The organism is Christiangramia oceanisediminis (genome assembly GCF_022570735.2).
Lineage (GTDB): Bacteria > Bacteroidota > Bacteroidia > Flavobacteriales > Flavobacteriaceae > Christiangramia > Christiangramia oceanisediminis.
Map to the genome: position 1 here is coordinate 747,954 of NZ_JANCNS010000001.1, position 26,795 is coordinate 774,748.

General features: G+C 43.4%; 21 protein-coding genes. 9 read left to right on the forward strand and 12 right to left on the reverse strand.

Annotated elements, in window-relative coordinates:
* Positions 1–4: 4 nt before the first annotated feature.
* The 4 genes from atpD to MKO06_RS03485 form a co-directional block, all read right to left on the reverse strand.
* Complete coding sequence (gene atpD, locus MKO06_RS03470; protein ID WP_241550947.1) at positions 5–1,516, reverse strand: F0F1 ATP synthase subunit beta; 1,512 nt, start codon at positions 1,514–1,516, stop codon at positions 5–7.
* Positions 1,517–1,782: 266 nt separating this feature from the next.
* Positions 1,783–3,630 (reverse strand): glutamine--fructose-6-phosphate transaminase (isomerizing), encoded by a 1,848-nt coding sequence (glmS, locus tag MKO06_RS03475; RefSeq protein WP_241550948.1) that lies wholly within the window; start codon positions 3,628–3,630, stop codon positions 1,783–1,785.
* Between the two features lie 14 nt (positions 3,631–3,644).
* Entirely contained in the window at positions 3,645–5,198 is a 1,554-nt protein-coding gene (bamH, locus tag MKO06_RS03480; protein ID WP_241550949.1) for a BamH family beta-barrel-assembly machinery protein, read from the reverse strand.
* A 15-nt stretch (positions 5,199–5,213) separates the two neighbouring features.
* Positions 5,214–6,026, reverse strand: a complete 813-nt coding sequence (locus tag MKO06_RS03485) for a glycogen/starch synthase (RefSeq protein ID WP_241550950.1) — start codon at positions 6,024–6,026, stop codon at positions 5,214–5,216.
* Positions 6,027–6,136: 110 nt separating this feature from the next.
* Here MKO06_RS03485 and panC point away from each other — a divergent pair, with 110 nt between their 5' ends.
* From panC to MKO06_RS03515, 6 genes are read left to right on the forward strand one after another with little or no spacing between them, the layout of a single operon-like run.
* Entirely contained in the window at positions 6,137–6,988 is an 852-nt protein-coding gene (panC, locus tag MKO06_RS03490) for a pantoate--beta-alanine ligase (RefSeq protein WP_241550951.1), read from the forward strand.
* A gap of 8 nt (positions 6,989–6,996) precedes the next feature.
* Entirely contained in the window at positions 6,997–7,347 is a 351-nt protein-coding gene (gene panD / locus MKO06_RS03495; RefSeq protein WP_241551021.1) for an aspartate 1-decarboxylase, read from the forward strand.
* Between the two features lie 7 nt (positions 7,348–7,354).
* Complete coding sequence (locus MKO06_RS03500; RefSeq protein ID WP_241550952.1) at positions 7,355–8,320, forward strand: lysylphosphatidylglycerol synthase transmembrane domain-containing protein; 966 nt, start codon at positions 7,355–7,357, stop codon at positions 8,318–8,320.
* Between the two features lie 35 nt (positions 8,321–8,355).
* Positions 8,356–9,504: an alpha/beta hydrolase gene (locus MKO06_RS03505; protein ID WP_241550953.1), complete on the forward strand. Its 1,149-nt coding sequence runs from the start codon at positions 8,356–8,358 to the stop codon at positions 9,502–9,504.
* Positions 9,505–9,522: 18 nt separating this feature from the next.
* Positions 9,523–10,887 (forward strand): DNA repair protein RadA, encoded by a 1,365-nt coding sequence (gene radA / locus MKO06_RS03510; RefSeq protein ID WP_241550954.1) that lies wholly within the window; start codon positions 9,523–9,525, stop codon positions 10,885–10,887.
* 33 nt (positions 10,888–10,920) lie between these two features.
* Entirely contained in the window at positions 10,921–12,063 is a 1,143-nt protein-coding gene (locus tag MKO06_RS03515) for a peptidoglycan DD-metalloendopeptidase family protein (protein WP_241550955.1), read from the forward strand.
* On the opposite strand, the gene MKO06_RS03520 is transcribed toward MKO06_RS03515, so the two are convergent.
* The 6 genes from MKO06_RS03520 to MKO06_RS03545 form a co-directional block, all read right to left on the reverse strand.
* Complete coding sequence (locus MKO06_RS03520) at positions 12,060–13,097, reverse strand: NADP(H)-dependent aldo-keto reductase (protein ID WP_241550956.1); 1,038 nt, start codon at positions 13,095–13,097, stop codon at positions 12,060–12,062. The two genes, MKO06_RS03515 and MKO06_RS03520, sit on opposite strands and share 4 nt — an antisense overlap.
* 3 nt (positions 13,098–13,100) lie before the next feature.
* Positions 13,101–14,063, reverse strand: a complete 963-nt coding sequence (locus MKO06_RS03525; RefSeq protein WP_241550957.1) for an OmpA/MotB family protein — start codon at positions 14,061–14,063, stop codon at positions 13,101–13,103.
* A 9-nt stretch (positions 14,064–14,072) separates the two neighbouring features.
* On the reverse strand, positions 14,073–14,834 hold the full coding sequence (locus MKO06_RS03530; RefSeq protein ID WP_241550958.1) for an exodeoxyribonuclease III: 762 nt from the start codon (positions 14,832–14,834) through the stop codon (positions 14,073–14,075).
* Positions 14,835–14,920: 86 nt separating this feature from the next.
* On the reverse strand, positions 14,921–17,884 hold the full coding sequence (locus tag MKO06_RS03535) for a T9SS type A sorting domain-containing protein (RefSeq protein WP_241550959.1): 2,964 nt from the start codon (positions 17,882–17,884) through the stop codon (positions 14,921–14,923).
* Between the two features lie 122 nt (positions 17,885–18,006).
* The gene (locus tag MKO06_RS03540; protein WP_241550960.1) at positions 18,007–19,551 is read right to left on the reverse strand and encodes a glycine--tRNA ligase; all 1,545 of its coding nucleotides are present in this window, start codon (positions 19,549–19,551) and stop codon (positions 18,007–18,009) included.
* A gap of 66 nt (positions 19,552–19,617) precedes the next feature.
* Positions 19,618–20,502: a hypothetical protein gene (locus MKO06_RS03545; protein ID WP_241550961.1), complete on the reverse strand. Its 885-nt coding sequence runs from the start codon at positions 20,500–20,502 to the stop codon at positions 19,618–19,620.
* Between the two features lie 61 nt (positions 20,503–20,563).
* Between MKO06_RS03545 and MKO06_RS03550 the strand changes: the two genes are divergently transcribed.
* Positions 20,564–21,244, forward strand: coding sequence for a ComF family protein (locus tag MKO06_RS03550; protein ID WP_241550962.1), 681 nt, complete (start codon positions 20,564–20,566; stop codon positions 21,242–21,244).
* Between the two features lie 53 nt (positions 21,245–21,297).
* Positions 21,298–22,902: an Ig-like domain-containing domain gene (locus tag MKO06_RS03555; protein ID WP_241550963.1), complete on the forward strand. Its 1,605-nt coding sequence runs from the start codon at positions 21,298–21,300 to the stop codon at positions 22,900–22,902.
* Here the strand turns inward: MKO06_RS03555 and MKO06_RS03560 are convergent.
* Positions 22,886–23,668: an amidohydrolase gene (locus tag MKO06_RS03560; RefSeq protein ID WP_241550964.1), complete on the reverse strand. Its 783-nt coding sequence runs from the start codon at positions 23,666–23,668 to the stop codon at positions 22,886–22,888. The two genes, MKO06_RS03555 and MKO06_RS03560, sit on opposite strands and share 17 nt — an antisense overlap.
* 108 nt (positions 23,669–23,776) lie before the next feature.
* Here MKO06_RS03560 and MKO06_RS03565 point away from each other — a divergent pair, with 108 nt between their 5' ends.
* The gene (locus MKO06_RS03565) at positions 23,777–24,274 is read left to right on the forward strand and encodes a DUF1440 domain-containing protein (RefSeq protein ID WP_341849943.1); all 498 of its coding nucleotides are present in this window, start codon (positions 23,777–23,779) and stop codon (positions 24,272–24,274) included.
* Here MKO06_RS03565 and MKO06_RS03570 read toward each other — a convergent pair whose 3' ends face one another.
* Positions 24,275–26,743: a ligase-associated DNA damage response DEXH box helicase gene (locus tag MKO06_RS03570; RefSeq protein ID WP_241550966.1), complete on the reverse strand. Its 2,469-nt coding sequence runs from the start codon at positions 26,741–26,743 to the stop codon at positions 24,275–24,277.
* Positions 26,744–26,795 lie beyond the last annotated feature (52 nt).

Consider the following 26,795-nt stretch of genomic DNA (forward strand, 5'->3'; position numbering starts at 1 on the left):
TATTTTAGTTTTCAGCAAGCATTTTTTCTCCAGCTTCGATCGCCTCTTCGATGGTACCTTTAAGGTTGAAGGCAGCTTCCGGATACTTATCAAGTTCTCCATCCATGATCATGTTGAATCCTTTGATGGTATCCTTAATATCAACCAGCACTCCTTTAAGACCGGTAAACTGCTCGGCTACGTGGAATGGCTGTGAAAGGAAACGCTGAACACGTCTTGCACGTGATACTGCCAGTTTATCTTCTTCAGAAAGTTCTTCCATACCAAGGATGGCAATAATATCCTGAAGTTCCTTATATCTCTGAAGTAATTCTTTAACTCTCTGGGCACAATCATAATGTTCCTTTCCAAGAATATCCGGAGTAAGGATTCTTGAAGTTGAATCAAGAGGATCTACTGCAGGATAAATACCAAGCTCAGCGATCTTACGAGACAATACGGTTGTAGCATCAAGGTGAGCGAAAGTAGTTGCCGGTGCCGGGTCAGTAAGGTCATCCGCAGGTACATAAACCGCCTGTACAGAAGTAATGGATCCATGCTTGGTAGAAGTAATACGCTCCTGCATCGCACCCATCTCGGTTGCTAGCGTTGGCTGGTACCCTACCGCTGAAGGCATACGACCAAGTAGTGCAGACACCTCTGAACCTGCCTGGGTAAATCGGAAGATATTATCTACGAAGAAAAGAACGTCTTTCCCCTGCCCTTCTCCAGCTCCGTCACGAAAATATTCCGCAATGGTAAGACCAGAAAGAGCCACACGTGCACGTGCTCCAGGAGGTTCGTTCATCTGCCCGAATACGAAGGTAGCTTTAGACTCCTTCATCACGTTCTTGTCTACTTTCTTAAGATCCCATCCACCATTTTCCATAGAGTGCATGAAATCATCACCGTATTTTATAATTCCAGATTCCAACATCTCTCTAAGAAGGTCATTCCCTTCACGAGTACGTTCACCAACTCCAGCAAATACTGAAAGTCCACCGTGACCTTTTGCAATGTTGTTAATCAATTCCTGGATAAGTACTGTTTTTCCAACTCCGGCACCTCCAAAAAGACCAATCTTACCCCCTTTTGCATAAGGTTCGATAAGGTCGATCACTTTAATACCGGTAAAAAGTACTTCTGTAGACACAGATAGATCCTCAAATTTTGGTGCTTCACGGTGAATTGGAAGTCCGTCTTTCCCTTTTTTAGGAAGGTTTCCTAATCCATCAATTGCATCTCCAACAACGTTGAACAATCTCCCGTATACATCTTTACCTACTGGCATCTGTATAGGGTTTCCGGTAGCTACAACTTCAACCCCACGGCTAAGACCGTCGGTAGAATCCATAGAGATCGTTCTAACGACATCTTCTCCAATGTGAGACTGAACCTCAAGCACTAAAGTAGAACCATCTTTTCTGGTAATTTCCAATGAATCATAAATCTTTGGAAGTTCAGCGTTTTCTGAGTCGAACACAACGTCAACTACAGGACCAATAATCTGGGCAACTTTACCTGTGACTTTAGACATTTATCTAATTCTTTAATTTTTAATAGTAAAATTCAAAGACCTATTTTCCTGATTTAAAATATGCTAATTAAGAAACAGGTCATTTTCAGGCTGCAAAGATAAATTTTTCTTGCAAAAAACATATTGAATTTTTCAGAAGTTTTTAATGTTTGACGAATGCTTTAAAATACTGATTTAAAACACCCAATATTGCCTGAGACTGAAAAACAAAAAGGCCTTTCCGATTAATTCGAAAAGGCCTTTAATTATGCTAATTGATTAAAATTTTATTCTACCGTAACCGATTTTGCCAGATTACGAGGCTGATCTACATTCTTACCAAGCATCACTGCTATATGATAAGAAAGCAATTGCAACGGAATGGTAGTAAGAAGCGGTGTTAGCGATTCGATGGTTTCTGGAACCTCGATCACATAATCTGCCAGCTCTCTAACTTCCTGGTCACCTTCGGTCACTACCGCGATGATCTTTCCTTTTCTGGATTTGATCTCCTGGATATTGCTCACCACCTTCTCGTAATGACCTTTTTTGGTAGCGATTACCACTACCGGCATTTGCTCATCGATCAATGCGATAGGCCCGTGCTTCATTTCAGCAGCAGGATAGCCTTCAGCATGTATATAAGATATCTCCTTTAATTTCAAGGCACCTTCCAAGGCAACAGGGAAATTATAACCCCTACCTAGATAAAGGCAGTTTGGAGCATACCTGTATTTATATGCGATCTCCTGGATCAAAGTATCGGTTTTCAAGGCCTTTTTTACCTTATCAGGGATTCTCTCCATTTCCTGAAGGTGAAACTGGAAATCACTATGGGAAATAGTTCCCTTGAATTTTCCAAGTTTCAAAGCCATTAAGGTAAGAACCGTGATCTGAGTAGTAAAAGCCTTGGTTGAAGCCACCCCGATCTCGGGACCAGCATGCGTATAGGCTCCGGCATGTGTTTCACGTGAAATGGAAGAACCAACCACATTACAAACCCCAAATGCAAAAGCACCCTTTTCCTTAGCAAGCTTGATAGCGGCCATGGTATCGGCAGTTTCACCACTCTGAGAAATAGCGATCACCACGTCATTTTCGGTAATAATCGGGTTTCTATACCTGAATTCTGAAGCGTATTCAACTTCAACAGGGATTCGGGCAATATCTTCAAATATATATTCGGCAACAAGTCCTGCGTGCCATGAAGTACCACAGGCCACAATAACGATACGTTTCGCATTCGCGATACGCTCCATATTATCATCTACCCCGGCCATTCTAATGATACCTTTATCGGCAAGCATCCTACCTCTATAGGTATCACTAATCGCGCTAGGCTGCTCATGGATCTCTTTCAGCATGAAATGATCATAGCCTCCTTTTTCGATCTGCTCAAGGTTAAGCTGAAGTTCAGTTACATAAGGATCAACCAGGGAGTCATCCTTGATCTTTCTTACCTTCACTTCTTTGTGTCTTCTAACCACAGCCATCTCCCCATCTTCGAGGTAGATCGCGTTATTGGTAAATTCGATGAACGGAGAGGCATCTGAAGCGACGAAAAACTCATCGTCACCTACACCAATCGCCAATGGGCTACCCAATCTGGCAACCACGATCTCATCTGGCTTTTTCTTATCAAAAACTGCAATAGCGTATGCACCTACGGTTTGGTTCAAAGCTATCTGCACAGCTTTTCCCAGCTTTACCCCTTCCTGCTGAATAACATCTTCAATAAGATTTACGAGTACTTCTGTATCGGTATCACTTTTAAATGTATATCCTCTTTTCTTTAATTCCTTTTTAAGGGAGTCGTAATTTTCGATGATCCCATTGTGAATGATCACCAGGTCACCAGAATTTGAGTAATGAGGATGTGAATTCACATCATTTGGCTCCCCGTGGGTGGCCCATCTTGTATGCCCGATCCCAACCGTACCATTGGTGGTTATCTCGCTCTCCAGCTTCTCCTTTAGATCGGCAACCTTTCCCTTGGTTTTGCTCATTTTGAGCTCTTCACCATCGTAAATGGCAATTCCAGCACTGTCATATCCACGATATTCCAGTCTTTTTAAACCTTTCAATACAATGGGATAGGCTTCTCTATGCCCAATATATCCAACAATTCCACACATAGTTCTTAGTCAATTTAATAGTCTGTGTAATAGATCCTCAATTTAAGCCTTTTTTCCTCATCTGCAGATTCATCTCCGTGGAGAACCGTTCCGTAGGGAATAGAAAGAGTGGAGAGTGGTACTCTTTCAACCTCTTCGATTCCTCTAACGGCAGAGAAGTTAGGAGTATTAATATTACCCGGGATCACTACACCAAGTTTTACATTTTCGGTATCACCTCGCAAAATGCTTGCCACGTGTGAGGTGACCCTTAATTTATAAAGGATCCCGTTTTCATCTTCATCCCTTTCCAGTGGAACTGAAAATGTAGTTTTGGATTGCGATGGATCTGATTCATTGAGAGAAGGATCCAACTGATAATCGGCAATCACGGTATTATTTTCAACATTATATAGATAAAGTCTCTCTGGCTCTTCAGCACCGTTTAGCTCGTCCCGAGCTACATAAAAAGTAAGATTAGCCTCGTTAATCAGCCAGTTGTTACCCCTTAACTGCTCAAGAACCGTTTCGTCTGGAAAAATATCAACAATAACCATACTACCTTCCTGGGATTTGAGATAGAGATTTTCGGAACCTGATCCCGGATCCTGGTCTTCAATTTCAGCAAGTAAATCACCAGGAAATTCCCCTGTATAGGTATTAAACCTATTGGCATTGAATAAGTTCAGATCATATTTCCCCCTTAAGCTTACTGTTTCCATATTGCCTTCATCATTTTCCCTTTCTTCCTCATATGTATAATAAAGACTGATCATGGAATTTTCATTGGCATAGTCCAGCAGTATTTGTTGACCCTCTGTTGAATTTTGCTCTGCCTTAATAAAGAAGCTTCGCAGGTACTGGGTAAAGTTGCCGTTATTCAATAAAACATCGGTTCCTTGCTGGTCTATGATCTTTTGTTGAAAATAATCAGTTGGAAGCTTCAGCCTAAAGGCTGGTTCATAAGCTACAGTATCATTTACCTCACCATCGCCTGGCTCAAAATTAACATACCTGGCCGCAGAAGCCTTGAAATTTTCATTTACAAAAATGGGGCTACCCAAGATATTCTGCTCAATTTGAGGCTGCTGGTCTGAATAATATCTCTGGGCATTCTCGAAATTAGAGTCAGGATCTAAAGTATTCAGAAAAAATCCGGTTTCGTAGATGGATAACCTGAATGATCCCTCACCAAAAACAGAATCCAGTTTATATTCGATCTCACCCTCTTCGGAGGTAGATTCAATTTCGGTAGAAAAATAAGGGATGGTCATCACCACACTGTCCAGCACTGGGTTATCACCAAAATCAGGATCTGCTTGACTCAAAACCAGCTGGGTAACTATACTGGCAGTATTACTTCCGTAGATCGGGTGTTGATTTACACCAAGAAAGTAATTATTAAGATTATTGGTTTGAATGGAATTTATTTTCTGGGAGTAAGCATTCACCTCTACTTCGGTTAACTCTACATCTGTTGGGTTATTTATGATTTCTCCTCCAATATCTGTGTAATCCTCATCACATCCCACAAAAGCGAAAACAGCAACCAGGGCGGTTGCCATCTGTAACAATCTGTTTAATTTCATCTAATACGTTTACTTCTAATCAGTAATCACTTTGGTTTCGTAAAATTCCTGATATGCCTGAGAGAAAGCTTCTTTTTCGGTATAGGGAAGCACGGGTTTATCCAGTTTGTCTATATACTTTTTAAGATCTTCCGGCACATCATCACCACCAATCACAACAGCATCCGAATTGTCTACCGCCGTTTTCAGCAGGTTGACAAAAGTAGGCTTTTTCAGGTGTTTTACATTTTCATTTTCCAATCCGTCGAACAAAACTTTATCTCGCATCTCTTCATCTAACGTCCCATCGAAACTTTGATTGTAAACCGAGGTGATAATTTTAGATTCACGGAATAAAGGTTCGTTCCCGTAATAATTTCGAAGATATAATGGAAGCAGGGAAGAAAGCCAGCCGTGAACATGAATGATATCTGGAGACCAGTTCAATTTTTTAACGGTTTCGATCACTCCTTTTGCAAAGAAAATGGCGCGCTCGTCGTTATCTGGAAAAAGATTCCCGTCTTCATCGGTGAGAGTAGCCTTTCGTTTGAAGTAGTCCTCATTATCTATAAAATAAACCTGCATCCGCTCCTTTGGGATCGAGGCTACTTTTATGATTAATGGCATATCCAGGTCGTTGATCACAAGATTCATACCTGATAGCCTGATCACCTCATGCAACTGATGCCTTCTTTCATTGATATTCCCAAATCTAGGCATGAAAATCCGAATTTGGCCACCAAGATTATTGACCATTTTCGCGGCTTCAAATGATGTTGAGGAAATGTCGGTTTCAGGTAAGTAGGGTATAACTTCAGACGAGACGTATAACACTCTCTTATCTTTCATAAACTATATGCTTTAGTTGCGTTTCCGAATAAAAAACACGCAAAATTACAAAAATTTATGCAGATTGCCAGAGAAATATTAAGTTTGCACGCTGTTAATTTTCTAATAAAATGCAGGTTTTTAGGGAGAAGGATGCGCTAAAACAGGCCATTCGAAAGGTGAAATCAGAAGGAAAGACGCTTGGATTAGTTCCTACCATGGGAGCCCTGCATGAGGGACATATTTCTCTTGTAAGAAATGCCCTTAAGGAAACCGACCAGGTGGTAGTGAGCATATTCGTAAATCCCACCCAGTTCGACAATCCGGAAGATCTTAAGAAATATCCACGCACACCCGAAAAGGATCTTGACCTTTTGGTAAAGGAGGCAAAAGATCTCTGGGTTTTTATTCCTTCAGCCTACGATTTGTATGGGGACAAAATACTTTCAGAAAGATTCGATTTCGAAGGCCTGGAACAGGTCATGGAAGGAAAGTTCAGAAACGGCCATTTTGACGGGGTAGGTACGGTTGTGAAACGACTTTTCGAAACAATCGAACCCAATAAGGCATTTTTTGGCGAGAAGGATTACCAGCAATTGCAGATAATAAGAAAACTTACCCGCATAAAAGGCCTGGATGTGGAGATTATTGGCTGCCCTATTTTACGGGAAGACTCGGGCCTTGCAAGGTCTTCAAGGAATGAACGTCTAAGCAAAGAAAATCGAAAGGAAGCAGCTTTTATCTATCATACCCTCCTGAAAGCCAGGGATCTATTTGGCACGAAAAGTGTTAAAGAAATAACCGATTGGGTCAAAAAAAGCTTTGAAAACCATCCAACTCTGGAATTGGAATATTTTGAGATCGCCGATTCCGAAACTTTAAAGAAAACAGATCAAAAAATTAATGGGAATCAATACAGAGCATTTATAGCCGCCTATATCGATGGTATTCGGCTAATAGATAATATTGCTCTTGATAACTAAAACAAATGATGCAGGTTCACGTAGTAAAGTCTAAAATTCACAGGGTTAAAGTAACAGGTGCCGACCTTAACTATATTGGAAGTATTACCATAGACGAAGATCTTATGGAAGCAGCCAATATTATTGAAGGGGAAAAGGTACAGATCGTAAACAATAATAATGGGGAACGCCTTGAAACTTACGTGATCCCCGGGCCTAGAAATTCCGGAGAGATCACCCTCAACGGGGCCGCAGCAAGAAAGGTTGCCAAAGGTGACATTCTTATCATCATCTCCTACGGAATTATGGAGATCGAGGAGGCCAAAAAATTCAAACCTTCACTGGTATTCCCGAACGAGAAAACCAATCTTCTTAATTAAATAAAGTTTGAAGCGGAAACTAACCCGTATTCTTAAAATAGGAATACCCCTTTTTCTGGGAGTATTCCTGGTTTGGTATTCGCTTGGAAATTCGAGTCCGGAAGAACGGCAACGACTATGGGAAAGCATTGTTGAAGCTAAAACTTTCTGGATCGCCGTTTCATTTATTTTAGGCACCCTGTCTCACCTATCCCGGGCACACCGCTGGAAATATATGCTGGAACCAATGGGCTACCAGTCGTCTTTACCCAACAGGTTTATGGCCGTTATGGCCGCCTATCTTGCAAATTTCGGCATCCCGAGATCTGGAGAAGTGCTTCGTGCTGTTACCATGAGCACTTATGAAGAGGTTCCTTTTGAAAAAGGTTTCGGGACGATTATATCCGAAAGAGTTGCAGATCTTCTAATACTTATGCTCATTATTGGAGGTGTTATTTTATTGCAAACCGATGAACTCCTGCTATACCTGGACCAACAGAACATCAATCCCTTCTATACCTTCCTTTTTGCAATAGGAATAGTTGCCTGTATCCTGCTAGGGATCAGTATCGTAAGGCGCTCTTCATGGCTTCCGTTCAGGAAGATCAGGGAAATCGCCAAAGGCCTGCTTGAGGGTATGAAAAGTATACTGAGAATGGAGCAGAAATGGGCCTTTATCTTTCATACGATACTCATCTGGACCCTCTATGTCCTTATGTTTTACGTGATTAAACTAAGCCTTCCCGAAACTTCAGATACCGCTTTTAATATCATTATGGCCGGGTTCGTGGTAGGTTCGTTCGCCGTCTCTGCCACAAATGGCGGAATTGGCGTTTATCCCCTTGCAGTGGGCGGGATTCTTATCTTTTTCGGGGTTGAAAAGAATGGAGCAGAAGCTTTCGGCTGGATCTCCTGGGCGACACAAACCGCTGTAGTTCTGCTTTTTGGAGGTCTTTCCTTTATTTTATTACCACTTTTAAACAATAAGAAATAATAAGTACCTTGTAGGTCCGAATCAATACTAGACCTATGAAACCTTTATTAATTGTGCTTATGGCATTTCTAATGCCAATAAGCCACTTCGCGCAGATCAAATATGAGAGTCTGCCTTCCCAGAAATTAGGGGAAACCAGGCAGATCAAAATTCAACTGCCCAGGAATTACGAAAAGAATACTGAAAAAAGATATCCCGTCATGGTAGTACTCGATGGTGACTATCTCTTCGAACCCGTAGCCGGGATGGTTGATTATTATTCCTACTGGGAAGACGCTCCAGAAATGATCGTTGTTGGCATCAACCAGGATGGATTGAGAACTGAGGACACCCAGTACAGCGAAACCAATTTTCTTCCAGTAGACAAAGGCGCCAAATTTTTCGAATTCATCGGAATGGAGTTACTGGCACAATTAGACCAGAAATACCGAACTGCCAATTTCAGGATCATAGTAGGCCATGATTTTACGGCTAATTTCATCAATTATTACCTGATGAAATCCAATCCTATCTTCCAGGGCTATATCAACCTTAGCCCAGACCTGGCACCTGAAATGGCCGACCGGATAAGCCAGTCACTTAATAAAGCTGAAACCGGAAAATGGTATTACCTGGCAACATCGAGCGAGGACATCCCGGCCTTAAAGGATGAAATCAAAGAACTGGATAACCTTCTTAAGAACGTTGATAATAAGCAGATAAACTATAAGTTCGACAATTTTGAGGGCGCCAGTCATTATTCGCTTGTTGGAAAGGCAATCCCATCGGCTATCGAAAGTATGTTCGAGATCTACCGGCCTATTTCCAGAAAGGACTATAACGAGATTCTCTTACAAACTTCGGTTTCACCTTCAGAATACCTGGAGGAGAAATATAATACCATTACCGAGCTCTACGGAATTCAAAAACAAATTAGTGTAAACGACTTTATGGCGGTATATAATGCCATAGAAAAGACCCGAAACTGGGAGGAATATAAAGATCTTTATAAAATGGCCCATGAGCATTATCCCGGTACCATGCTGGGTACTTTTTTCGAAGCCCGCTATGAAGAAGAGACTGGGAATCCTAAAAAGGCCATGAGGATCTATCAGAATGCATACGGGCAGGAGAATATCGCCTTCCTGGATGCCGATTTTATGCTGGAAAAAGCCGAGGCAATAAAAAAAGATTTCGGTTATTAGCATAAATTTAATCGATTAATGGCGAAAGTAAAGACCACTTTTTATTGTCAGAAATGCGGCGCGCAACATGCCAAATGGCAGGGAAAATGCAATTCCTGCGGCGACTGGAATACCATCGTTGAAGAACTGGTAGAAAAACCAGATCCTAAGGACTGGAAGACTTCGGCCAAGAAAGAGGCAAAAAAAGCTTCAAAGCCATTGCTCATCGCAGAGATCGAGAATGCGCCTCAAAACCGTATGGATACGGGAAATAACGAGTTAGACCGGGTGCTCGGTGGTGGCCTCGTTCCTGGTTCTCTCACTTTACTTGGCGGTGAACCCGGAATTGGGAAAAGCACCCTGCTACTTCAGATCTCCTTAGGTCTTAAATATCGGGTTCTGTATGTTTCCGGAGAAGAAAGTCAGCAGCAAATTAAAATGCGGGCTGAACGCATAGACCCCAATCCCGCCAATTGTTATATCCTAACCGAAACCAAAACCCAGAACATATTCCGGCAGGTAGAAGAGATCCAGCCGGAAGTGCTGATCATAGATTCGATTCAAACCCTGCACAGCGACTATATTGAAAGTTCCCCCGGGAGTATCTCCCAGATTCGGGAATGCACGGCAGAACTCATCAAATTTGCCAAAGAAAGCAATACGCCTGTTCTTCTTATCGGCCATATTACCAAGGAAGGCAGTATCGCCGGGCCCAAAGTACTTGAACATATGGTAGATACGGTCCTTCAATTTGAAGGAGACCGCAATCATGTCTATCGTATTCTTCGAGCCCACAAGAACCGGTTTGGTTCTACCCATGAACTGGGAATCTATGAAATGCATGGCAGCGGACTAAGGGAAGTCATCAATCCATCAGAGATCCTGATCTCCAAGAACGATCAAGACCTAAGCGGTACGGCCATCGCCTCCACTCTCGAGGGCATGCGGCCATTGATGATCGAGATACAGGCACTGGTGAGCACAGCTGTTTATGGCACCCCGCAGCGCTCCACCACAGGTTACAATTCCAAAAGGCTGAACATGTTGCTGGCAGTTTTAGAAAAAAGAGCTGGGTTCAGGCTGGGTGCAAAAGATGTATTTCTAAACGTAACCGGAGGGATAAGTGTAGACGATCCGGCCATAGATCTCGCGGTAATCGCCGCCATCCTGTCTTCAAATGAAGATATCGCCCTCGAAAAAGACACCTGCTTTGCGGCCGAAGTTGGCCTCGCAGGTGAGATAAGACCCGTAACAAAGATAGAACAGCGTATCCTGGAAGCAGAAAAACTGGGGTTCGCCTCTATTATGATATCAAAGCAAAGCAAGATCCCAAAGGCGAGTTTCCAGATCAGGATCATTAAAGTGTCTAAGATCGAAGACGTGGTAAGTCATCTATTTGGCTAATACTGGCATAATTGCTGCATAAAAATACCCGGTATGAAAAAGTTGCTACACCTACGAATTTCCGGGATTATTCTGTTAGTCTTACTTTCTTCCTGTTCACAGCTGGAGAAAGCTGAAAAACTGATTTCAGGACTTTCTGAAAAGGAGCGCTATCAAAAGGAAAACGATATACCTGATGAGATCTTTCAGTTATGGGAAAACAGGACAGAGCAGGCTTTAAATGACAGCCTGGAGATCGAAATCCCCTATACCGAAACCGGTTCTTTCAAACCCAGGAATTTTGCGATCTATTCCTACCAGGCCGTAATGATGCCGGGAGAAGTTCTTAATGTTGAAACAAAAACAGACAGCACATCTACCCTGGTTTTTTCGGAATTATACCGAAAAGTGAATCCAGGCGGAAAATTTGAAAAGATCGCATCGGGAAAGGCCAGTATGAAAAGCCTGAACTTTGAAATTCAGGAAAGTGGTATTTATAAGATCGTCATTCAGCCAGAGATCGAAGCCAACTCCCCATTCAGAATACAGGTTGAAAAATCACCGGCCTATCTTTTTCCGGTTATGGATGGAGAAAACCAGGATATTGGTAGCTACTGGGGTGACATTCGTGATGGTGGCAAACGAAACCATGAGGGGATCGATATTTTCGCCAGCCGCGGAACGCCAGTGCTGGCAGCAACCCAGGGCCGTATTGGCTTCTCCGGAGAAAAGGGATTAGGAGGAAAACAGGTTTGGCTCAGGGATCAGCAACGAAACCAGTCTTTATATTATGCTCACCTGGATAGTATAGTTCCCGGTTTAAGCAGGGTACAGCAAGGTGACACGTTAGGATTCGTTGGAAATACGGGAAACGCCAGGACCACACCTCCTCATTTACATTTTGGAATTTACAAATCTGGACGGGGTGCGCTCAATCCTTTAGGATTCGTGTACAGAACAGAGAATCCTGAACCTAATTTAGATTTTCAGCAAGACATTGCCACCCGATTAAAGATAAGCTCCAGCCTTGCCAACCTTAGGGACAGGCCTGCCGCCTACAACTCCCAGGTACTTAAAAAAGGAAAATTAGGAGATACCTTATTCGTCCAGGGAAAAGCTGAGGACTGGTTCCATGTGAGGGACATCCAGGATCGCTCGATGTATATTCACGAAAGCCTGGTTGAACCTGCGTTCTAAGGCGCCGGATTCGGAATCTCCCGGTGAATCTCTTCGATGCCTTCCAGGATCTCTTTTGTTAACTCCACATTTATACTATCGATATTCTCCTTAAGCTGTTCCAGGCTGGTCGCACCAATGATGTTGCTGGTCACGAAAGGCTGCTGATTAACAAAAGCCAGTGCCAGTTGAGTCAGGCTCATATTATACTCGTCGGCAAGTTCCTTATATTTCCTGGTCGCTGCCACTGCCCGGTCGTTAGAATATCTTGAATACTGCGGAAAAAGACTCAGCCTGGTATTTTCCTTAATTCCATCCAGGTGCTTTCCGCTTAGTGTTCCCATACCCAGTGGCGAATAAGGGAATAAACCAACATTTTCGCGGTGCAGGATTTCAGTCAAACCTATCTCGTCCTTACGATTGAGAAGGTTATACGGGTTCTGAACGGTTGCAATCTTTGGAAGTTCACTTTTTCTACTTTCTTCCAGGAATCGCATCAATCCGTAAGGCGTTTCATTAGAAAGGCCAATATGCCTGATCTTTCCCTGTTTGATAAAATGGTTTAGGTTTTCCAGAACTTCCCTGAAGTTATCTTCCCATTCCTCATCGCTGTCATGATCATAACCCAGCTTACCAAAGAAATTGGCATTCCGTTCCGGCCAGTGCAACTGGTAGAGATCGATATAATCGGTTTGGAGTCGTTTCAGGCTTTTGTATAGGGCGTCTTCCATCGCCTCTTTATGAAAACCAAGATTTGGGCGAATGTGAGAAACCATCTCACCGGGCCCTGCAACCTTAGATGCGATCACAACATCATCCCTTCTACCTGTCTTTTTGATCCAGCTGCCGATAATTTCCTCGGTACTACCCTGGGTTTCGGGTCGTGCCGGCACCGAATACATCTCGGCAGTGTCGATGAAATTAACACCCTGGTCCAGGGCATAATCGATCTGTGCATGCCCTTCAGCTTCGGTATTTTGCTGGCCCCAGGTCATGGAGCCCAGGCAGATCTTACTAACTTTTAAATCGGTATTCGGAAGTTTGGTATACTTCATTTACTATTCTATTTCATTAAGCATTTTAGTGATCTCATCCAGTTTAGGAGTAAGGATCACCTCGATTCTCCTGTTTTTTGAACGCCCGGCTTCGGTATCGTTAGAAGCTACCGGGGCATATTCTCCCCTACCAGCTGCGGTAAGGTTTTCAGGATCTATATTTTTATTTTCTCTCAGGATCTGAACTATCGAAGTCGCTCGTTTTGTGGAAAGGTCCCAGTTATCTTTAAGCTGACCGCTTCCTCCATAAGGCACATTATCGGTATGCCCCTCTATTAGAACTGCGATATCAGGATTATTCGCGAGAACCGCTCCTAATTGCTGAACGGCCTTTCTTCCTTCTGAATTCACCGCCCAGCTTCCGGAGTCAAAAAGCAGTTTATTTTCCATAGAAACATATACCTTCCCATCTCTTTGTTCCACGCTAAGGCCCTTACCTTCAAAATTGGTAAGCGCATTAGAAACGGCCTCTTTAAGAGCGTTCATTTTCGCATCCTTTGCAGCGATAACCGCTTCCAGTTCATCAATGCGCTGCGACCTTAGAGCCAGGTCCCGTTCCAGTTTCTCCAGCCTCGCCTTTTCCTGGATCAAAACCGATTCCTTTTCATCCAGTTCGGCTAGCAGCGCCCTGTTTTGTCTTGAATTCTCAGCAATGGCTGCAGAACTGTTCTTCTCAAGGGCGTCGTAGGAGGCTTCCAGGCTTTCGTAGTTCTTTCTTACCGCGTTGAGTTCTTCCATGAGTTCATTACGCTCGATGCTAAGATTATCATAGTCACTTCGAAGTGCCGCGAAATCCTCTTTCATAGCTTTTTCAGATCTTCTGAAGTTCTCAAGATCTTCATTCATGCTCCTGTTTTCGCGCTGAAGTGCTGCTGTCCTGCTCTCCAGGTCACCATACTTTTTCTTAGAAACACAGGAATTCAGGCTTAAAAGTATAGCCAGAAATAATAGGGGGTAAATTTTCATAATTTAAGTTTATTCGATTTCTACTAGAACGGGGCAATGATCGCTATGGTATGCTTCTGGCAAAATAACCGCTCGTTTTAAACGGTCTTTTAAAGGTTCTGCCACCAGGTTATAGTCGATCCTCCATCCTTTATTATTGTTTCGGGCATTCGCCCGGTAACTCCACCATGAATACTGATGGGGTTCATCGTTGAAATGACGGAAAGAGTCAATGAATCCGCTTTTCATGAACGAGTCTATCCATGCTCTTTCTTCAGGTAAAAAGCCTGAAACGGTCTTAAGTCTCACAGGATCATGAATATCGATTGCTTCATGACAAATATTGTAATCTCCGCAAATGATAAGGTTAGGGATGTCTTCCTTCAGCTCATCAATATATTCCTGGAAATCATCCATAAACCTGAATTTATGGTCGAGTCGGGCCGAATTGGTTCCTGAAGGCAGGTAGAGGCTCATTACCGAAAAATCATCGAAATCGGCCCGCAGGTTCCTTCCTTCAAAATCCATATGCTCGATACCGGTCCCGTAAGCCACATTTTTAGGTTCGGTCTTACTCAGGATCGCAACCCCTGAATATCCCTTTTTTTGTGCAGAATGCCAGTAATGATAAGGGTATCCGGCCTTTTCAAATTCTTCCAGGTCCAGTTGATCTGGATGGGCCTTTGTTTCCTGGATACAAACTATATCGGGATCTGCCTGTTGCAACCATTCCAGAAAACCTTTACGGATGGCCGCTCTAATACCATTAACATTATAGGAAATTATCGTCATTTATTTCAAATTTCCTCAAAAATAAGGCTATCTGGCCTAAAAGCAAATATGGCGGAAGTTAGATTGACCTCTTTAGATCAAAAAGTTTAGCGCACTATAAACCGAGTGACCTTTCCTACGTTTCGGGTTCCAACCCTAACGAGGTAAACTCCTTTAGCTGCATAAGACATATCCAATTCGTATACATAGCCATCGCCCTGGTTAACCATTTGGTTCTCCACCATTTTCTGGCCAAGCACATTATGAACGGTGATCCTTAGTGGCTCGTTAAAACTGGTCTCCATGATCACCCTGTAAACACCATTTTCTTCGGTAACCACTGCAAGTTCGGCTTCGTTCAGGATAAAATCTTCAATATCCAGGCTGCTGTCTAAAATATTCACCGAGTAGTCATGAGTAGTTCCATATTGCATCACATCACAGGGATCGTTCAGGTCTCCGTCATACCTGGTATCACCGGCACGTATCCTTAAAAGATGCTGCCCAAGTGCGGCATTGGCTGGCAGGCTGAAATCGTATTCGAACCAGGTGTTGGCTTCAGGGATCACTTCTGAAGTGATCAGGCGTTCGCTATCTTCAAAAACTGCATTATCATTAAGGTCGATCCACATCGAAAATTGCTCAAAATCTTCCTGTGCAAAATAAGATTGAACGCGCAGGGTAAAATCACCTTCGTTTCGATCCAGTTCAGTAGAAGAACTTATAAAATCGATATACCCATCACCACAGGGAATACGTTCGTTCAGGATATCTCCCAGTTCAAAATAGGAGATCCCGTCGCCAAAGCTACAATCGGCTCCTTCAGGAATACAATCCAGGTTCGCAACCGATTTGGTTTCGGAGTCATTGGTTGGGTCAAAATCGTCTTCCAGTCGGGTCCTGGCGGTTATATTATACCTGCCTGAAGATCCCAGGTTTGCGTCCTGGCTAAAAGTATAGATCAGGTTTTCGCCTACCGGAAGCAACTCGGTTACGGTCTCGTTAACCGGCGAATTATTCCCAACCTGGTATTGTACCGGAAAACCCTGTTGCGACTCTCCTCCAAAATTCTCAATGGTCACGGTAACCTGCTCACTGCTCCCTAGCCCTTCACCGGTTATGGGCGCATCTATGGAGGTTACCCCAATATCGTTAGGAGGAAGGTTGCTTACCTCGACTTCGATCCCGTCATTTTCTAGATCAGAATCATTGGTAAGACTCGTAAATATATTGAGGGTATAGGTTTCCCCAATTTCAGAAAGGTCTGCTGTTTCTTCAAATGTGAACTGAGCTGCAGTAGCAGAAGGCAGGGTTTCCTCAAAGATCTCGGTAACCTCAGGCCCACCGTTAAGGCTATAGGTGACTTCAAAACCAGACTGTGCATTAGTCCCGAAATTTCGAATATTCACCGTAATTTCTTCCGAAGTGCCAAGGGTAGCATCAACAGGTCTTACCAGTGAAGTAACCCCGATATCATTTGGCTCACTGGCCGCTATCCTGAAAACTCCAACCCTGTTCACTCTTTCCACTCCCCTGAAAACCTCTCCATTATGCCAGAAGGTAATGCCATCTGCCGCATCAACACTCAGGTGCGCATAATCTCCATATCGCGTATTGGGATTAGGACTTTCACCTTCGATAATAGACTGCTCTTCAATGGTCATCACTCCCCGTTCATCATTTACAAATCTTCCCGTATATCTCAAGGAAGGGAAAACAGGATTTGAAGGATTATCATCCAGGACGGTATAGGCCAGGCCGATATTCCCTCTTACATCAATACCAATACTTCCGCTAAAACGATCCCGACTATCTGGTGCAAAGGTACCTTCCTGGTAAACGCTCCAGGCGCCACCATCAGACTGCTGTCGCAATTCATACCATCTAATCCCGGCATGTTCAGCAGCAGTAGGATCTATATCCACTACAAAATTCAGCACCACCGAATTATGAGAATCAAATCTTCGGTACTGGGTCATATACATCATCGTCGCCTGCAGGGCATCGACATCTGGTGCATCACCAGGTTGAGCAAGATTGCTGAAAGATCCACCATCAAAACTGGCACTAAATGGCGACACGCCGGCGGCTGAATTCAATTCCTGGCTTTCAGAAATCGTGGAAGCCGAAAGATTATTCCAGTCAACATTCACCAGCCAGATCTTTAAATGATCTTCTGAAACGCCTGCCCAGGCATCATCCTGCATATATATGATTGGTGAATTTCCTCGCGGTGCCAATTCATTCCCTATAGAATTGAAACCAGCAGGACTATAGAATCCATTGGTCTCAATACCAGGCAGCGGAAATGCGACCACTCGTGCCGATTCCCCTTCCAGCATTCGGTCTCTTTCCATCACGTAGATAACCGGGCTTTCGTCTGCAGTTCTTGAATTTTTATTGGTGGTAAAATAATAGCCATCGCCCCAAACCGACATTTTTGGATAATCGGGCAAAACCCCGTCTGTTGGAAAACGATAGGTAAACCAGCCATCATTCACAGGGTCTGGACCTCTGGATACGGCGATCAAAAAACTTTCGGGAGTATCGCTGAACTGGCTTATGATATACCTGTTCGCAGCTTCATCATAGACCACGATAGGATCTCCAAGAGTTTCATTAGAGAATTCTCCGCCTATACTGGCAAGGGAAGCAGGCGGAACGATCTGGTTCCCTTCTTTATCCCAGATCGAGAATGCCGAATTCCAGGCATTTAGATAATGATCGGGTCCTGCGACTCCTGTTGGATCGGTTGGAGTAGCCCTTGATACAACCGCATCAAAATTTAGAATAGGACTCCTTCCCTGTATGTCTCCCATCTTTTTCTGAAGTGCAGGATCTTCGGTTTTTGGCAGGCCTTTTCCCGGAACGATCCTGTTGATTCCCCTGTTTCGCGGATTATATAGCTTAAATGCGGTAGAAGGTGGAACCAGCTTGCTTTTAGAAAGGGAATTCGATGGTACGGCCATAGCCGAATCTATAAAAACAGGGCCTGCTTTCTCCTTGTTCTGTGCGAAAACATTCAGATGAAAAATTAAGCTGAAAATATAGAGAAGTAAAATTCTTTTCATCAAATCAAGGTCTTTCGATAATTCTTTAAAAATAGACAATATGCAGGTAACCTGAATAAAAAAAGGCAATGAATACTTCAATTGCCTTTCTTAAATAATTCTTAACAGGTTTGGTTTTTTTGCTACACATAATCCTTCATCCAGGTTCTAAAATCGGTTTCCTTTTTGATAAGACCGGCAAGTTCATCTACATGCACTCTTTTCTGTTCCATGGTATCGCGGAATCTAACGGTAACCGACTGGTCTTCCAGTGAATCATGATCTACCGTGATACATAATGGGGTTCCTGCGGCATCCTGCCTTCTGTAGCGTCTTCCAATAGCATCCTTTTCGTCATACTGCACCCTGAAATCCCATTTAAGATCGTCAACGATCTTTTGGGCCATTTCCGGCAGGCCATCTTTTTTCACCAGCGGAAGTATCGCCGCTTTGGTTGGTGCGAGCACGGCTGGTAATTTCAATACGGTTCTTGAGCTGCCATCTTCCAATTGTTCATCTTTCAGGGAAGCCGAAAGTACGGCCAGGAACATACGATCCAGACCAATAGAGGTTTCGATCACATAAGGCACGTAATTTTCCTTCATTTCAGGATCATAGAACCTCAGCTTTTTACCTGAATGTTCTTCGTGAGCCTTCAGGTCAAAATCGGTTCTGGAATGAATACCTTCCAGTTCCTTGAATCCGAATGGAAAATCGAATTCGATATCGGCTGCTGCGTTGGCATAATGGGCCAGTTTTTCATGGTCATGGAAACGATAATTTTCTTCTCCAAGCCCTAAAGAACGATGCCAGTTAAGCCTGGCTTCCTTCCATTTCTCATACCATTCGAGCTCCTGCCCTGGTCTAACGAAGAATTGCATTTCCATCTGCTCAAATTCACGCATCCTGAAAATGAACTGTCTCGCCACGATCTCATTTCTGAAGGCTTTCCCAATTTGGGCAATTCCGAATGGAATTTTCATCCTTCCGGTTTTCTGAACGTTCAGGAAATTTACGAAGATTCCCTGGGCTGTTTCCGGACGCAGGTATAATTGCTGGGCAGATTCGGCTGAAGCTCCCAGTTTGGTTCCAAACATCAGGTTGAATTGCCTTACCTCGGTCCAGTTCTTTGAACCGGTTTCAGGATCTGCGATCTCCAACTCTTCGATCAAAGCCTTTACATCGGCCAGGTTTTCTTCAGTAAGCGACTTGGCCAGTCTTTCGAGGATCTCTTTTCGTTCTCCCAGGTATCTCTTAACCCGCGGATTCGTCTCCTTGTACATTTCCTCGTCAAAGTCATCTCCAAAGCGTTTTTTAGCCTTGGCGATCTCCTTTTCGGCTTTTTGCAAAAGCTTTTCGGCATGATCTTCAACCAGCACATCAGCACGATAGCGCTTCTTGGAATCCTTGTTATCTATCAACGGATCGTTGAAAGCATCAACGTGTCCTGAAGCTTTCCAGGTGGTTGGATGCATCAGGATGGCTGCATCGATTCCCACTATGTTCTGGTGTAACTGAGTCATGCTCCTCCACCAGTATTCCTTGATATTGTTCTTTAATTCGGCTCCATTCTGTCCATAATCATAAACGGCGCTTAATCCGTCATAGATTTCACTGGATGCGAAAATATACCCATACTCCTTAGCATGGGAGATTACGTTCTTAAAAAGATCTTCTTGTTTTGCCATGGCGCAAAAATAAAAAAACCGCCCTGAATTATCCCCAGGGCGGTGCTTAAATTAAATTTTTCGAATTTATTTTAAACTAAAACTTGCAGTTCCCAGTAACAAGGCATCGTTATACACATAAACCTTATAATTACCTTCTAACAATTTCGCTTCCTCTGCATTGGAAAGGATACACACATCAAGTTCCTCGTTCTCATAATAAACTTTCGAGCTGGAACTGTAAACCATGGTCCCACCCTCATGCTGCACAACGATCTGGTCTCCTACCAGTTCATTATCCGGGTTATAAACCTGGACATACATATTCTTTTCTCCAGCTTCAGCCAGATCGTTCGCGGTTAACGTAAAGCAGGTACGAATCTGGTCTACCCTTCTATTGTTATCATTCTCCACGATCTTACCGCTATTTCTTACGATCACTCCTTCACCTGAAAGACTGGTCACCTTTAACCGGGCAGCCTTATCTACCTTGGTAGCCAGGTTCTGGTTAGTATTCCTTAAAGAATCTGAAACCCTGGTTCTTTCTTCCAGAGCAACACTGGTGCTGTCTAAAGAAGTTACCAAACGCTCATTCTGGGCGCTAAGGCTATCCACTACTCTAAAAAGCCTGTCTTTTTCCTGTTTCAGGTCACCAATTTCACGACGGTATCTTGAAATCAATACAAGGTTAGCTTCATTATCCTTAACTGAATCCAGGAGTCTCGCAATTCGGTCACGGGCATTTACCAGATCCTGGTCCATGACCTCATTTTCCTCAATTGCTTCATCATATTTGATGATCAGGTCGTTAAGCTCGTCTTCGATCACGGCTTTCTCCTTTTGAAGTATTTCCTTGTTTTCCTTCTCTTCGTTATAGAATTTAATGGTATATATACTAAGCGCAACAAGGGCTACAGCAAGAATACCTGTAAGAACTTTCAATGCAGTATTGTTTTTCTTTTCTGTCATCATAAGTATAATTTAGTTTGTAAATTTATAAGAATTAAAAAAGTATGCCAGAGTTACTTAACAAATGTTTCACGATTTCCTTAATTTATTATATCCTCCCGCCTGTCATATTTGTGAAGCAGAGCTATTAAAGAACGAGCACATCCTGTGTACCACCTGTTTGCATGACCTTCCGGTAACTAAATATCACCTTGATAACGAGAACCCTGTGAAAAAAGTATTTTACGGCAGGGTTAAGATCCAAAATGCCACTGCCCTTTTACATTTTCGGAAAAAGGCTGGCGTTCAGCAGCTTATTCATGACCTCAAATACAGGGGCCACCGTGAGATAGGTATTTACCTGGGAAAATGGCTTGGCGAAGAACTTAAGGAAGCCAGTACATTTCGAGGTATCGACGCGGTGATCCCGGTTCCGCTTCATAGAAAAAAACTAAAGCAGAGAGGTTTTAACCAGGTTGAGGATTTTGGAAAAGAGATCGCCGGGGCGTTAAATGCCGAATATCTGGATACAATTCTGTTAAAAGTTAGCGCCTCTCAAACACAAACATTGAAAGGCCGAATCTCTCGCTGGGGTAAACTTGAAGAAACCCTGAGCATCGAAAATGCTGAAAACATCCAAAATAAACACCTGCTGCTGGTCGATGATCTTGTAACTACCGGCGCCACGCTGGAAGCCTGCTCCCACAAGTTACTCGAGGTCCCCGGAGTAAAATTGAGCATCGCCACAATGGCAATTACCGATTAGGCTTATGTACTAATTTAAAATAATCGTTTCTTTGCTAAAAGATTTTAATTTTCATGGCCAGGAAGATACCCGGATATATTTTAGTTCTAATCAGCCTATTTAGCCTAATCCAGTGTGCCAAAAGAGGAATGCCCGAAGGAGGACCAATAGACGAGGAACCGCCGAAGTTCATCAAGGCAAACCCAGAAAATTACACCACTAATTTCGATAAAAAGGAAATCAGGATCTTTTTTGATGAATATATCAAGCTGGACAAACCCCAGCAGCAGATCATCATTTCCCCTCCCATGGATCCAAAGCCGAATATCATGCCTTTAGGTCTGGCCAGGAAAGACATCAAGATCGAAATTTTCGACACCCTGGAAGAGAACACTACTTACGCCATTAACTTCGGAAAAAGCATTGTAGACAATAACGAGGGCAACCCGTATGATTATTTCAAATATGTATTTTCTACAGGCAGTTATATAGATTCCCTGATAGTTACGGGTACGGTCAAGGATGCAAGTTTGAAGGAACCTTCAGGAGCCATTTCGATCATGCTTTACGAGGTCGATTCAACTTATACCGATTCGATCGTATTTAAAGACACACCAAGATATATCACCTACTCCCAGGACAGCACCTTTACTTTTTCCCTCGAAAACCTGAAAGAAGGAAGCTACAAGATGGTGGGATTGCTGGATAAAAATTCCAATTATCTCTACAATCCAAAAAGTGAAAAGATCGGGTTTGTGGAAAGAACCATCACTTTGCCTACAGATAGCGTCTTCCAAATTACGGTTTTTAAGGAGGAACTGGAATTCGCACCAAAAAGACCGTCCATTCTAAAAGGTAACCAGATCCTGTTTGGCTACGAGGGTAGTCCAGACCTGGACAGCCTTTCCATCAATTTGCTGAATCCAAAACCGGAAGGATATATTTCCCGGGTTGTTAAGGATGCTGAAAAGGATAGCTTGTATTACTGGTATAATATAAGGCCGGAATCAGACAGCCTTACTTTTGAAGTGGTTACTCCTACAACAAGAGATACCCTGCTTGCCAGGCTTGGTAAGCTGGAACGCGATTCTCTTAAAGTCACTACCCAAACCGGTAGCCTGACTGACGATTTCAAATTCAAGGCAAATACTCCTATTATTGAATATAACGAGGAACTGGTTAGTATCATGGACCAGGATTCTGTACAGGTTCCTTTTAATACCGCATTTGATCCGCTGAAAAATGAGCTGGTTCTGAAATTCGAAAAAGCACCGGCTAGTAATTACCAGGTTTCGGCGCTGCCTGGTGCGATAACCGATCTTTTTATGGCTACCAACGATACCATCGTTCAGAGCATGAGAACCAAAGCCTTAACCGATTACGGTACCGTTATTCTGAATTTCCAGGATCTTGACAGCTTCCCGGTGATCGTTCAGCTTACAGACACCCGGGGAAAAGTGCTCGCCGAGCAGTATTCAGAATCTACCAGCAATTTTACATTCAGGTATTTGAACCCAGGCGATTACCTGGTTAAGGTGATCTTTGATTCCAATGAGAATCGAAAATGGGACACCGGGAATTACCTGAAAAAGGTACAGCCTGAAGTGATCAAGTATTTTACCGATACGCTCGAGGTTCGTGCAAACTGGGACACCAATCAGCCTATAGATCTAAACTAAAACGGTCCCTGTCCTGGAGAAATTTCAGGTTTTTTCGAGTATCCAGCATGTCCGTTTTATCCAGGCTTAGTTCAAGCACATACTCATCTTCGCGATTGGTTTGGTTCATTTCATTACCCAGCACATCGTAAACCCCCGAATGTCCATTATAGACATAGCCGTCTCCATCTGTTCCCGTGCGGTTCAATCCAACACAGTAACACATATTTTCAATCGCTCTTGCTTTTAAAAGTGCATCCCATGCGTTGATGCGCTTTTCGGGCCAGTTGGCTACATAGATCAGGAGATCATAATCTACCGTATTCCTTGCCCAAACCGGGAACCGCAGATCGTAACAGATAAGCGGGCAGATCTTCCAGCCCTTGAAATCAACTATAAGTCGTTCTTTCCCGCCGGTATAGGTTTGATCTTCCTTCGCCAGGGTGAACGTGTGTCGTTTATCGTAAAGTTTATAGGTACCGTCTGGAAAGACGAAAAAGAGTCGGTTATAATAATTGGAGTTTTCGGTAATGATCACACTGCCGGTGATTGCAGCGTCCTTTCTTTTAGCCTGCGAGCGCATCCATTCGAGCGTCTCGGCTTCGGTCTCTTCGGCCAAGTTTTCGGCATTCATACTAAACCCAGTAGTGAACATTTCAGGTAAAATGATCAGGTCTACCTGGTTTGAAACTTCACCGATGCGTTCCTCGAATAATTTACGGTTCGCTTCAGCATTTTCCCATTGTAAATTGGCCTGTATATAGGCTATGTTTAGTTTCTCACTCATACTCAAAAATATTAATTTTTAAAGATCCTATGTCAAATCCTTGTTAAATGATTGGAGAAAAACACCTGATTGGATAGTTTTAGTTCTGAAACGAAAAAGCATATGAGTATGAGCAACTTTCTAACCAGTGACAGTTATATGTCTAAAACTAGCCGCAGTTTGATCACCGGATTTGTTGGTGGACTCGCCGGTACCGCTGTGAAATCTCTTATCGAGCAATTTCTACCCGTTAGGAAAGTTGAACAACGCTCTGCCCAGATCAAGATCGTTGATGATCTTTCAACCAAAATTACCGGAACACCCATCAGTACCCAGAATGAAGCCATGGCTGAACAACTGGTAAACCTTCCTGTGGGAGGATCACTTGGTGCTGCTTACGGCTACGGAAAAAAGGATCGCTTAGGCCTTCGACCAATGGACGGGGTCATATTTGGAGCAACCACCTGGGCTTCCACCCATGAAACTTCTTTACCTATATTAGGCCTGGAACCCAAACCAACCGATGTACCTATCAGGATGCAAATGAACGAGCTTTTTGCTCATGTGGCATTTGGTGTAACTACTGAACTGGTGCGGCACTACCTGGAAAAGCAATTCAGAGATTAATCATTTTTCCAGTGATTTAAGCATTCTTCGAATTCGGTCTTCCAGCTTTTCTGAAGACAATTTTTCCCGAAGCCTGTCGGTAATGATCGGGAATGAAAATGGAGTAGGTTTTTCGCATTGCTTCCAAACGATCTTTTGATTACCAATACGCTCCAGGGACATTCGCAACCTGCCTTCTTCCAGTTGATGTTCAAAGGTTTCCCGAAAGGCCTGTTGATACAATAAATTATCTTTTTCATAATCCCTGAATACACTGAACAGCAACTGAGAATTAGACTGCAGGTGTTTGCTTTTAACCAGTTTATTAGGGTAGCCGGTAAAGACCAGTCCAGTGATAACCGCAATATCCCGGAACTTCCTTCGGGCCATTTCGGTAGCGTTCAAACTTTTATAGAGATCGTCCATTAAAAAATCGGCGCTAAAGAGATTATTATCGATCACCTGCTGCATATCGATCTCCTGGTCTGAAAGCAATTCAAAACCATAATCGTTAAAAGCGATGGAAAAGCTGATGGGGCTTAAAAGACTTATGCGGTAAGCCAGTAAACTTCCCAGGGCCTCATGAACAAAACGCCCCTCAAAGGGATAGAAAATTGCATGATAACCCTCCCTGGTTTTAAAGGTTTCGATAAGGAACTCATCATTGCCGGGGATAATCGATTCTCTTTTCTGTCTTTTGAAGATCCCGGCCAGCGCATCCAGTTCCCTGGTTCGCCCCTGACCGTTATTTAAAGCTGAAGCCGTATACATTTCTTCGCGCAGCAATTCACTCATTTGTGCTGAAAAAGTCATTCTTCCGCCCATCCAGCTGGGGATCTTGGAAGTTTTCTTTTTCGATTTTCGAACCAGCACCTGCATATTCTTTATACGCACCAGCTCCAGGTTTCTTCCGGCGAAAGTAAATACATCTCCAGGTTTCAGTTTGGAAATAAACCATTCCTCGATGGTCCCAATATACCCGCCTTTCATATATTTCACGCTCAGCATCGCATCGCTTACGATAGTGCCAATTTGTAAACGGTGCCTCATCGCCACTCCGCGATTAGTGATCTTGAATTTACCGTCCTCCAGGATTTCCACCTTCTTGTACTCATCATAGGCTTGAAGGCTTTGACTGCCTTTGGTGATGAAATTGAGGATCCACAGCCATTCCTCTTCTGTAATTCCCTGGAAACAGAAGGTTGAGGATATTTCAGGAAAAATATCCTTCGGATAAAAACCATCTGAAACCGCAAGTGTATTCAGGTATTGAACCAACACATCAAAGCTCATCAGGTAAGGAATACGGTCTTCAACAGCCTTTTTCTCAACCGCCTTCTGAAGTGCTGAAGCCTCAATAAGCTCGATCGCATGAGTAGGAAGAAAATATATGACACTGGTCTTACCTGGCTGGTGACCGCTTCGCCCTGCTCTTTGAAGAAATCTTGCCACTCCCTTTGGCCCACCTATCTGTATTATCGTTTCAACCGGGGCGAAATCCACACCCAGGTCGAGGCTGGATGTGCAAACCACAGCTTTTAGACTCTCATTCCTGATGGCTTCCTCTACCCATAGCCTGGTTTCCTTATTAATACTGCCATGATGCATGGCCACCTCACCGGCAAATTCAGGATGTTTGCTCAATAACTTCTGAAACCAGATCTCGCACTGGGAGCGAGTATTGGTAAAAAGCAGGGTAGTTCTTGAATTATTGATAATGGGCACCACCTCCTCTAAAAGGTGAATTCCGAGATGACCACGCCAGGGAAAATTTTCCATTTTCTGCGGAATGATGGATCTCACCTCGATCTTCTTCGCGATATCAGCCCGAATCATCACCGAATTTTCCAGGGCTTGCGATTCCGGTCCCAACAATACTTCCCGAGCCTGTTGCAGGTTCCCAATGGTCGCGGAAATTCCCCAGATACGCAGATTTTTTGATATAGTTTTTAATCTTGACAGGGCTAATTCTACCTGAACACCTCTTTTACTTCCCAGCAGTTCGTGCCATTCGTCGATCACGATCGCATCCAGGTTTTTGAACATTTTACCATAGTTCTTAGACGATAACAGTAAATGCAAGCTCTCCGGGGTAGTGATCAGCAGGTCTGGCATCGATCTTTTCTGGGCAGAACGTTCTTTCTGTGGTGTATCTCCCGTCCTGATGCCTACTGTAAAACCTGTTCCCATTTCCTCAGCAAATCGGGAAGCGGCTTGTTGAATTTCTACGGAAAGTGCTCTGAGCGGCGTGATCCAGATGGCTTTTAAACCTTTTTTATGCTTCTCCTTATAATCGGGATTTTTCCTGATATACTCGAGCACAATGGGCACCCAAAGCGCATAGGTTTTCCCGCTTCCGGTAGGGGCGTTCAATAAGCCATTCTTTTTTTGCAGGTAGGCCTTCCAGGTATCTTTCTGAAATTTAAATGGCTTCCAGTCCTGGTTGGCGAACCAATCATCAGCCAGTTTAATAAGTTCTTTTCTTTGCATACCTGTAAGCCTGTTTCGTATAAAAAAACAACCTTCGGAAGATCGCCCGAAG

Coding starts and splice junctions, on each gene's coding strand:
- atpD (WP_241550947.1), bottom strand. CDS start 1,516: ATGTCTAAAGTCACAGGTAAAGTTGCCCAGATTATTGGTCCTGTAGTT.
- glmS (WP_241550948.1), bottom strand. CDS start 3,630: ATGTGTGGAATTGTTGGATATATTGGGCATAGAGAAGCCTATCCCATT.
- bamH (WP_241550949.1), bottom strand. CDS start 5,198: ATGAAATTAAACAGATTGTTACAGATGGCAACCGCCCTGGTTGCTGTT.
- MKO06_RS03485 (WP_241550950.1), bottom strand. CDS start 6,026: ATGAAAGATAAGAGAGTGTTATACGTCTCGTCTGAAGTTATACCCTAC.
- panC (WP_241550951.1), top strand. CDS start 6,137: ATGCAGGTTTTTAGGGAGAAGGATGCGCTAAAACAGGCCATTCGAAAG.
- panD (WP_241551021.1), top strand. CDS start 6,997: ATGCAGGTTCACGTAGTAAAGTCTAAAATTCACAGGGTTAAAGTAACA.
- MKO06_RS03505 (WP_241550953.1), top strand. CDS start 8,356: ATGAAACCTTTATTAATTGTGCTTATGGCATTTCTAATGCCAATAAGC.
- radA (WP_241550954.1), top strand. CDS start 9,523: ATGGCGAAAGTAAAGACCACTTTTTATTGTCAGAAATGCGGCGCGCAA.
- MKO06_RS03515 (WP_241550955.1), top strand. CDS start 10,921: ATGAAAAAGTTGCTACACCTACGAATTTCCGGGATTATTCTGTTAGTC.
- MKO06_RS03520 (WP_241550956.1), bottom strand. CDS start 13,097: ATGAAGTATACCAAACTTCCGAATACCGATTTAAAAGTTAGTAAGATC.
- MKO06_RS03525 (WP_241550957.1), bottom strand. CDS start 14,063: ATGAAAATTTACCCCCTATTATTTCTGGCTATACTTTTAAGCCTGAAT.
- MKO06_RS03530 (WP_241550958.1), bottom strand. CDS start 14,834: ATGACGATAATTTCCTATAATGTTAATGGTATTAGAGCGGCCATCCGT.
- MKO06_RS03535 (WP_241550959.1), bottom strand. CDS start 17,884: ATGAAAAGAATTTTACTTCTCTATATTTTCAGCTTAATTTTTCATCTG.
- MKO06_RS03540 (WP_241550960.1), bottom strand. CDS start 19,551: ATGGCAAAACAAGAAGATCTTTTTAAGAACGTAATCTCCCATGCTAAG.
- MKO06_RS03545 (WP_241550961.1), bottom strand. CDS start 20,502: ATGATGACAGAAAAGAAAAACAATACTGCATTGAAAGTTCTTACAGGT.
- MKO06_RS03550 (WP_241550962.1), top strand. CDS start 20,564: ATGTTTCACGATTTCCTTAATTTATTATATCCTCCCGCCTGTCATATT.
- MKO06_RS03555 (WP_241550963.1), top strand. CDS start 21,298: ATGGCCAGGAAGATACCCGGATATATTTTAGTTCTAATCAGCCTATTT.
- MKO06_RS03560 (WP_241550964.1), bottom strand. CDS start 23,668: ATGAGTGAGAAACTAAACATAGCCTATATACAGGCCAATTTACAATGG.
- MKO06_RS03565 (WP_341849943.1), top strand. CDS start 23,777: ATGAGCAACTTTCTAACCAGTGACAGTTATATGTCTAAAACTAGCCGC.
- MKO06_RS03570 (WP_241550966.1), bottom strand. CDS start 26,743: ATGCAAAGAAAAGAACTTATTAAACTGGCTGATGATTGGTTCGCCAAC.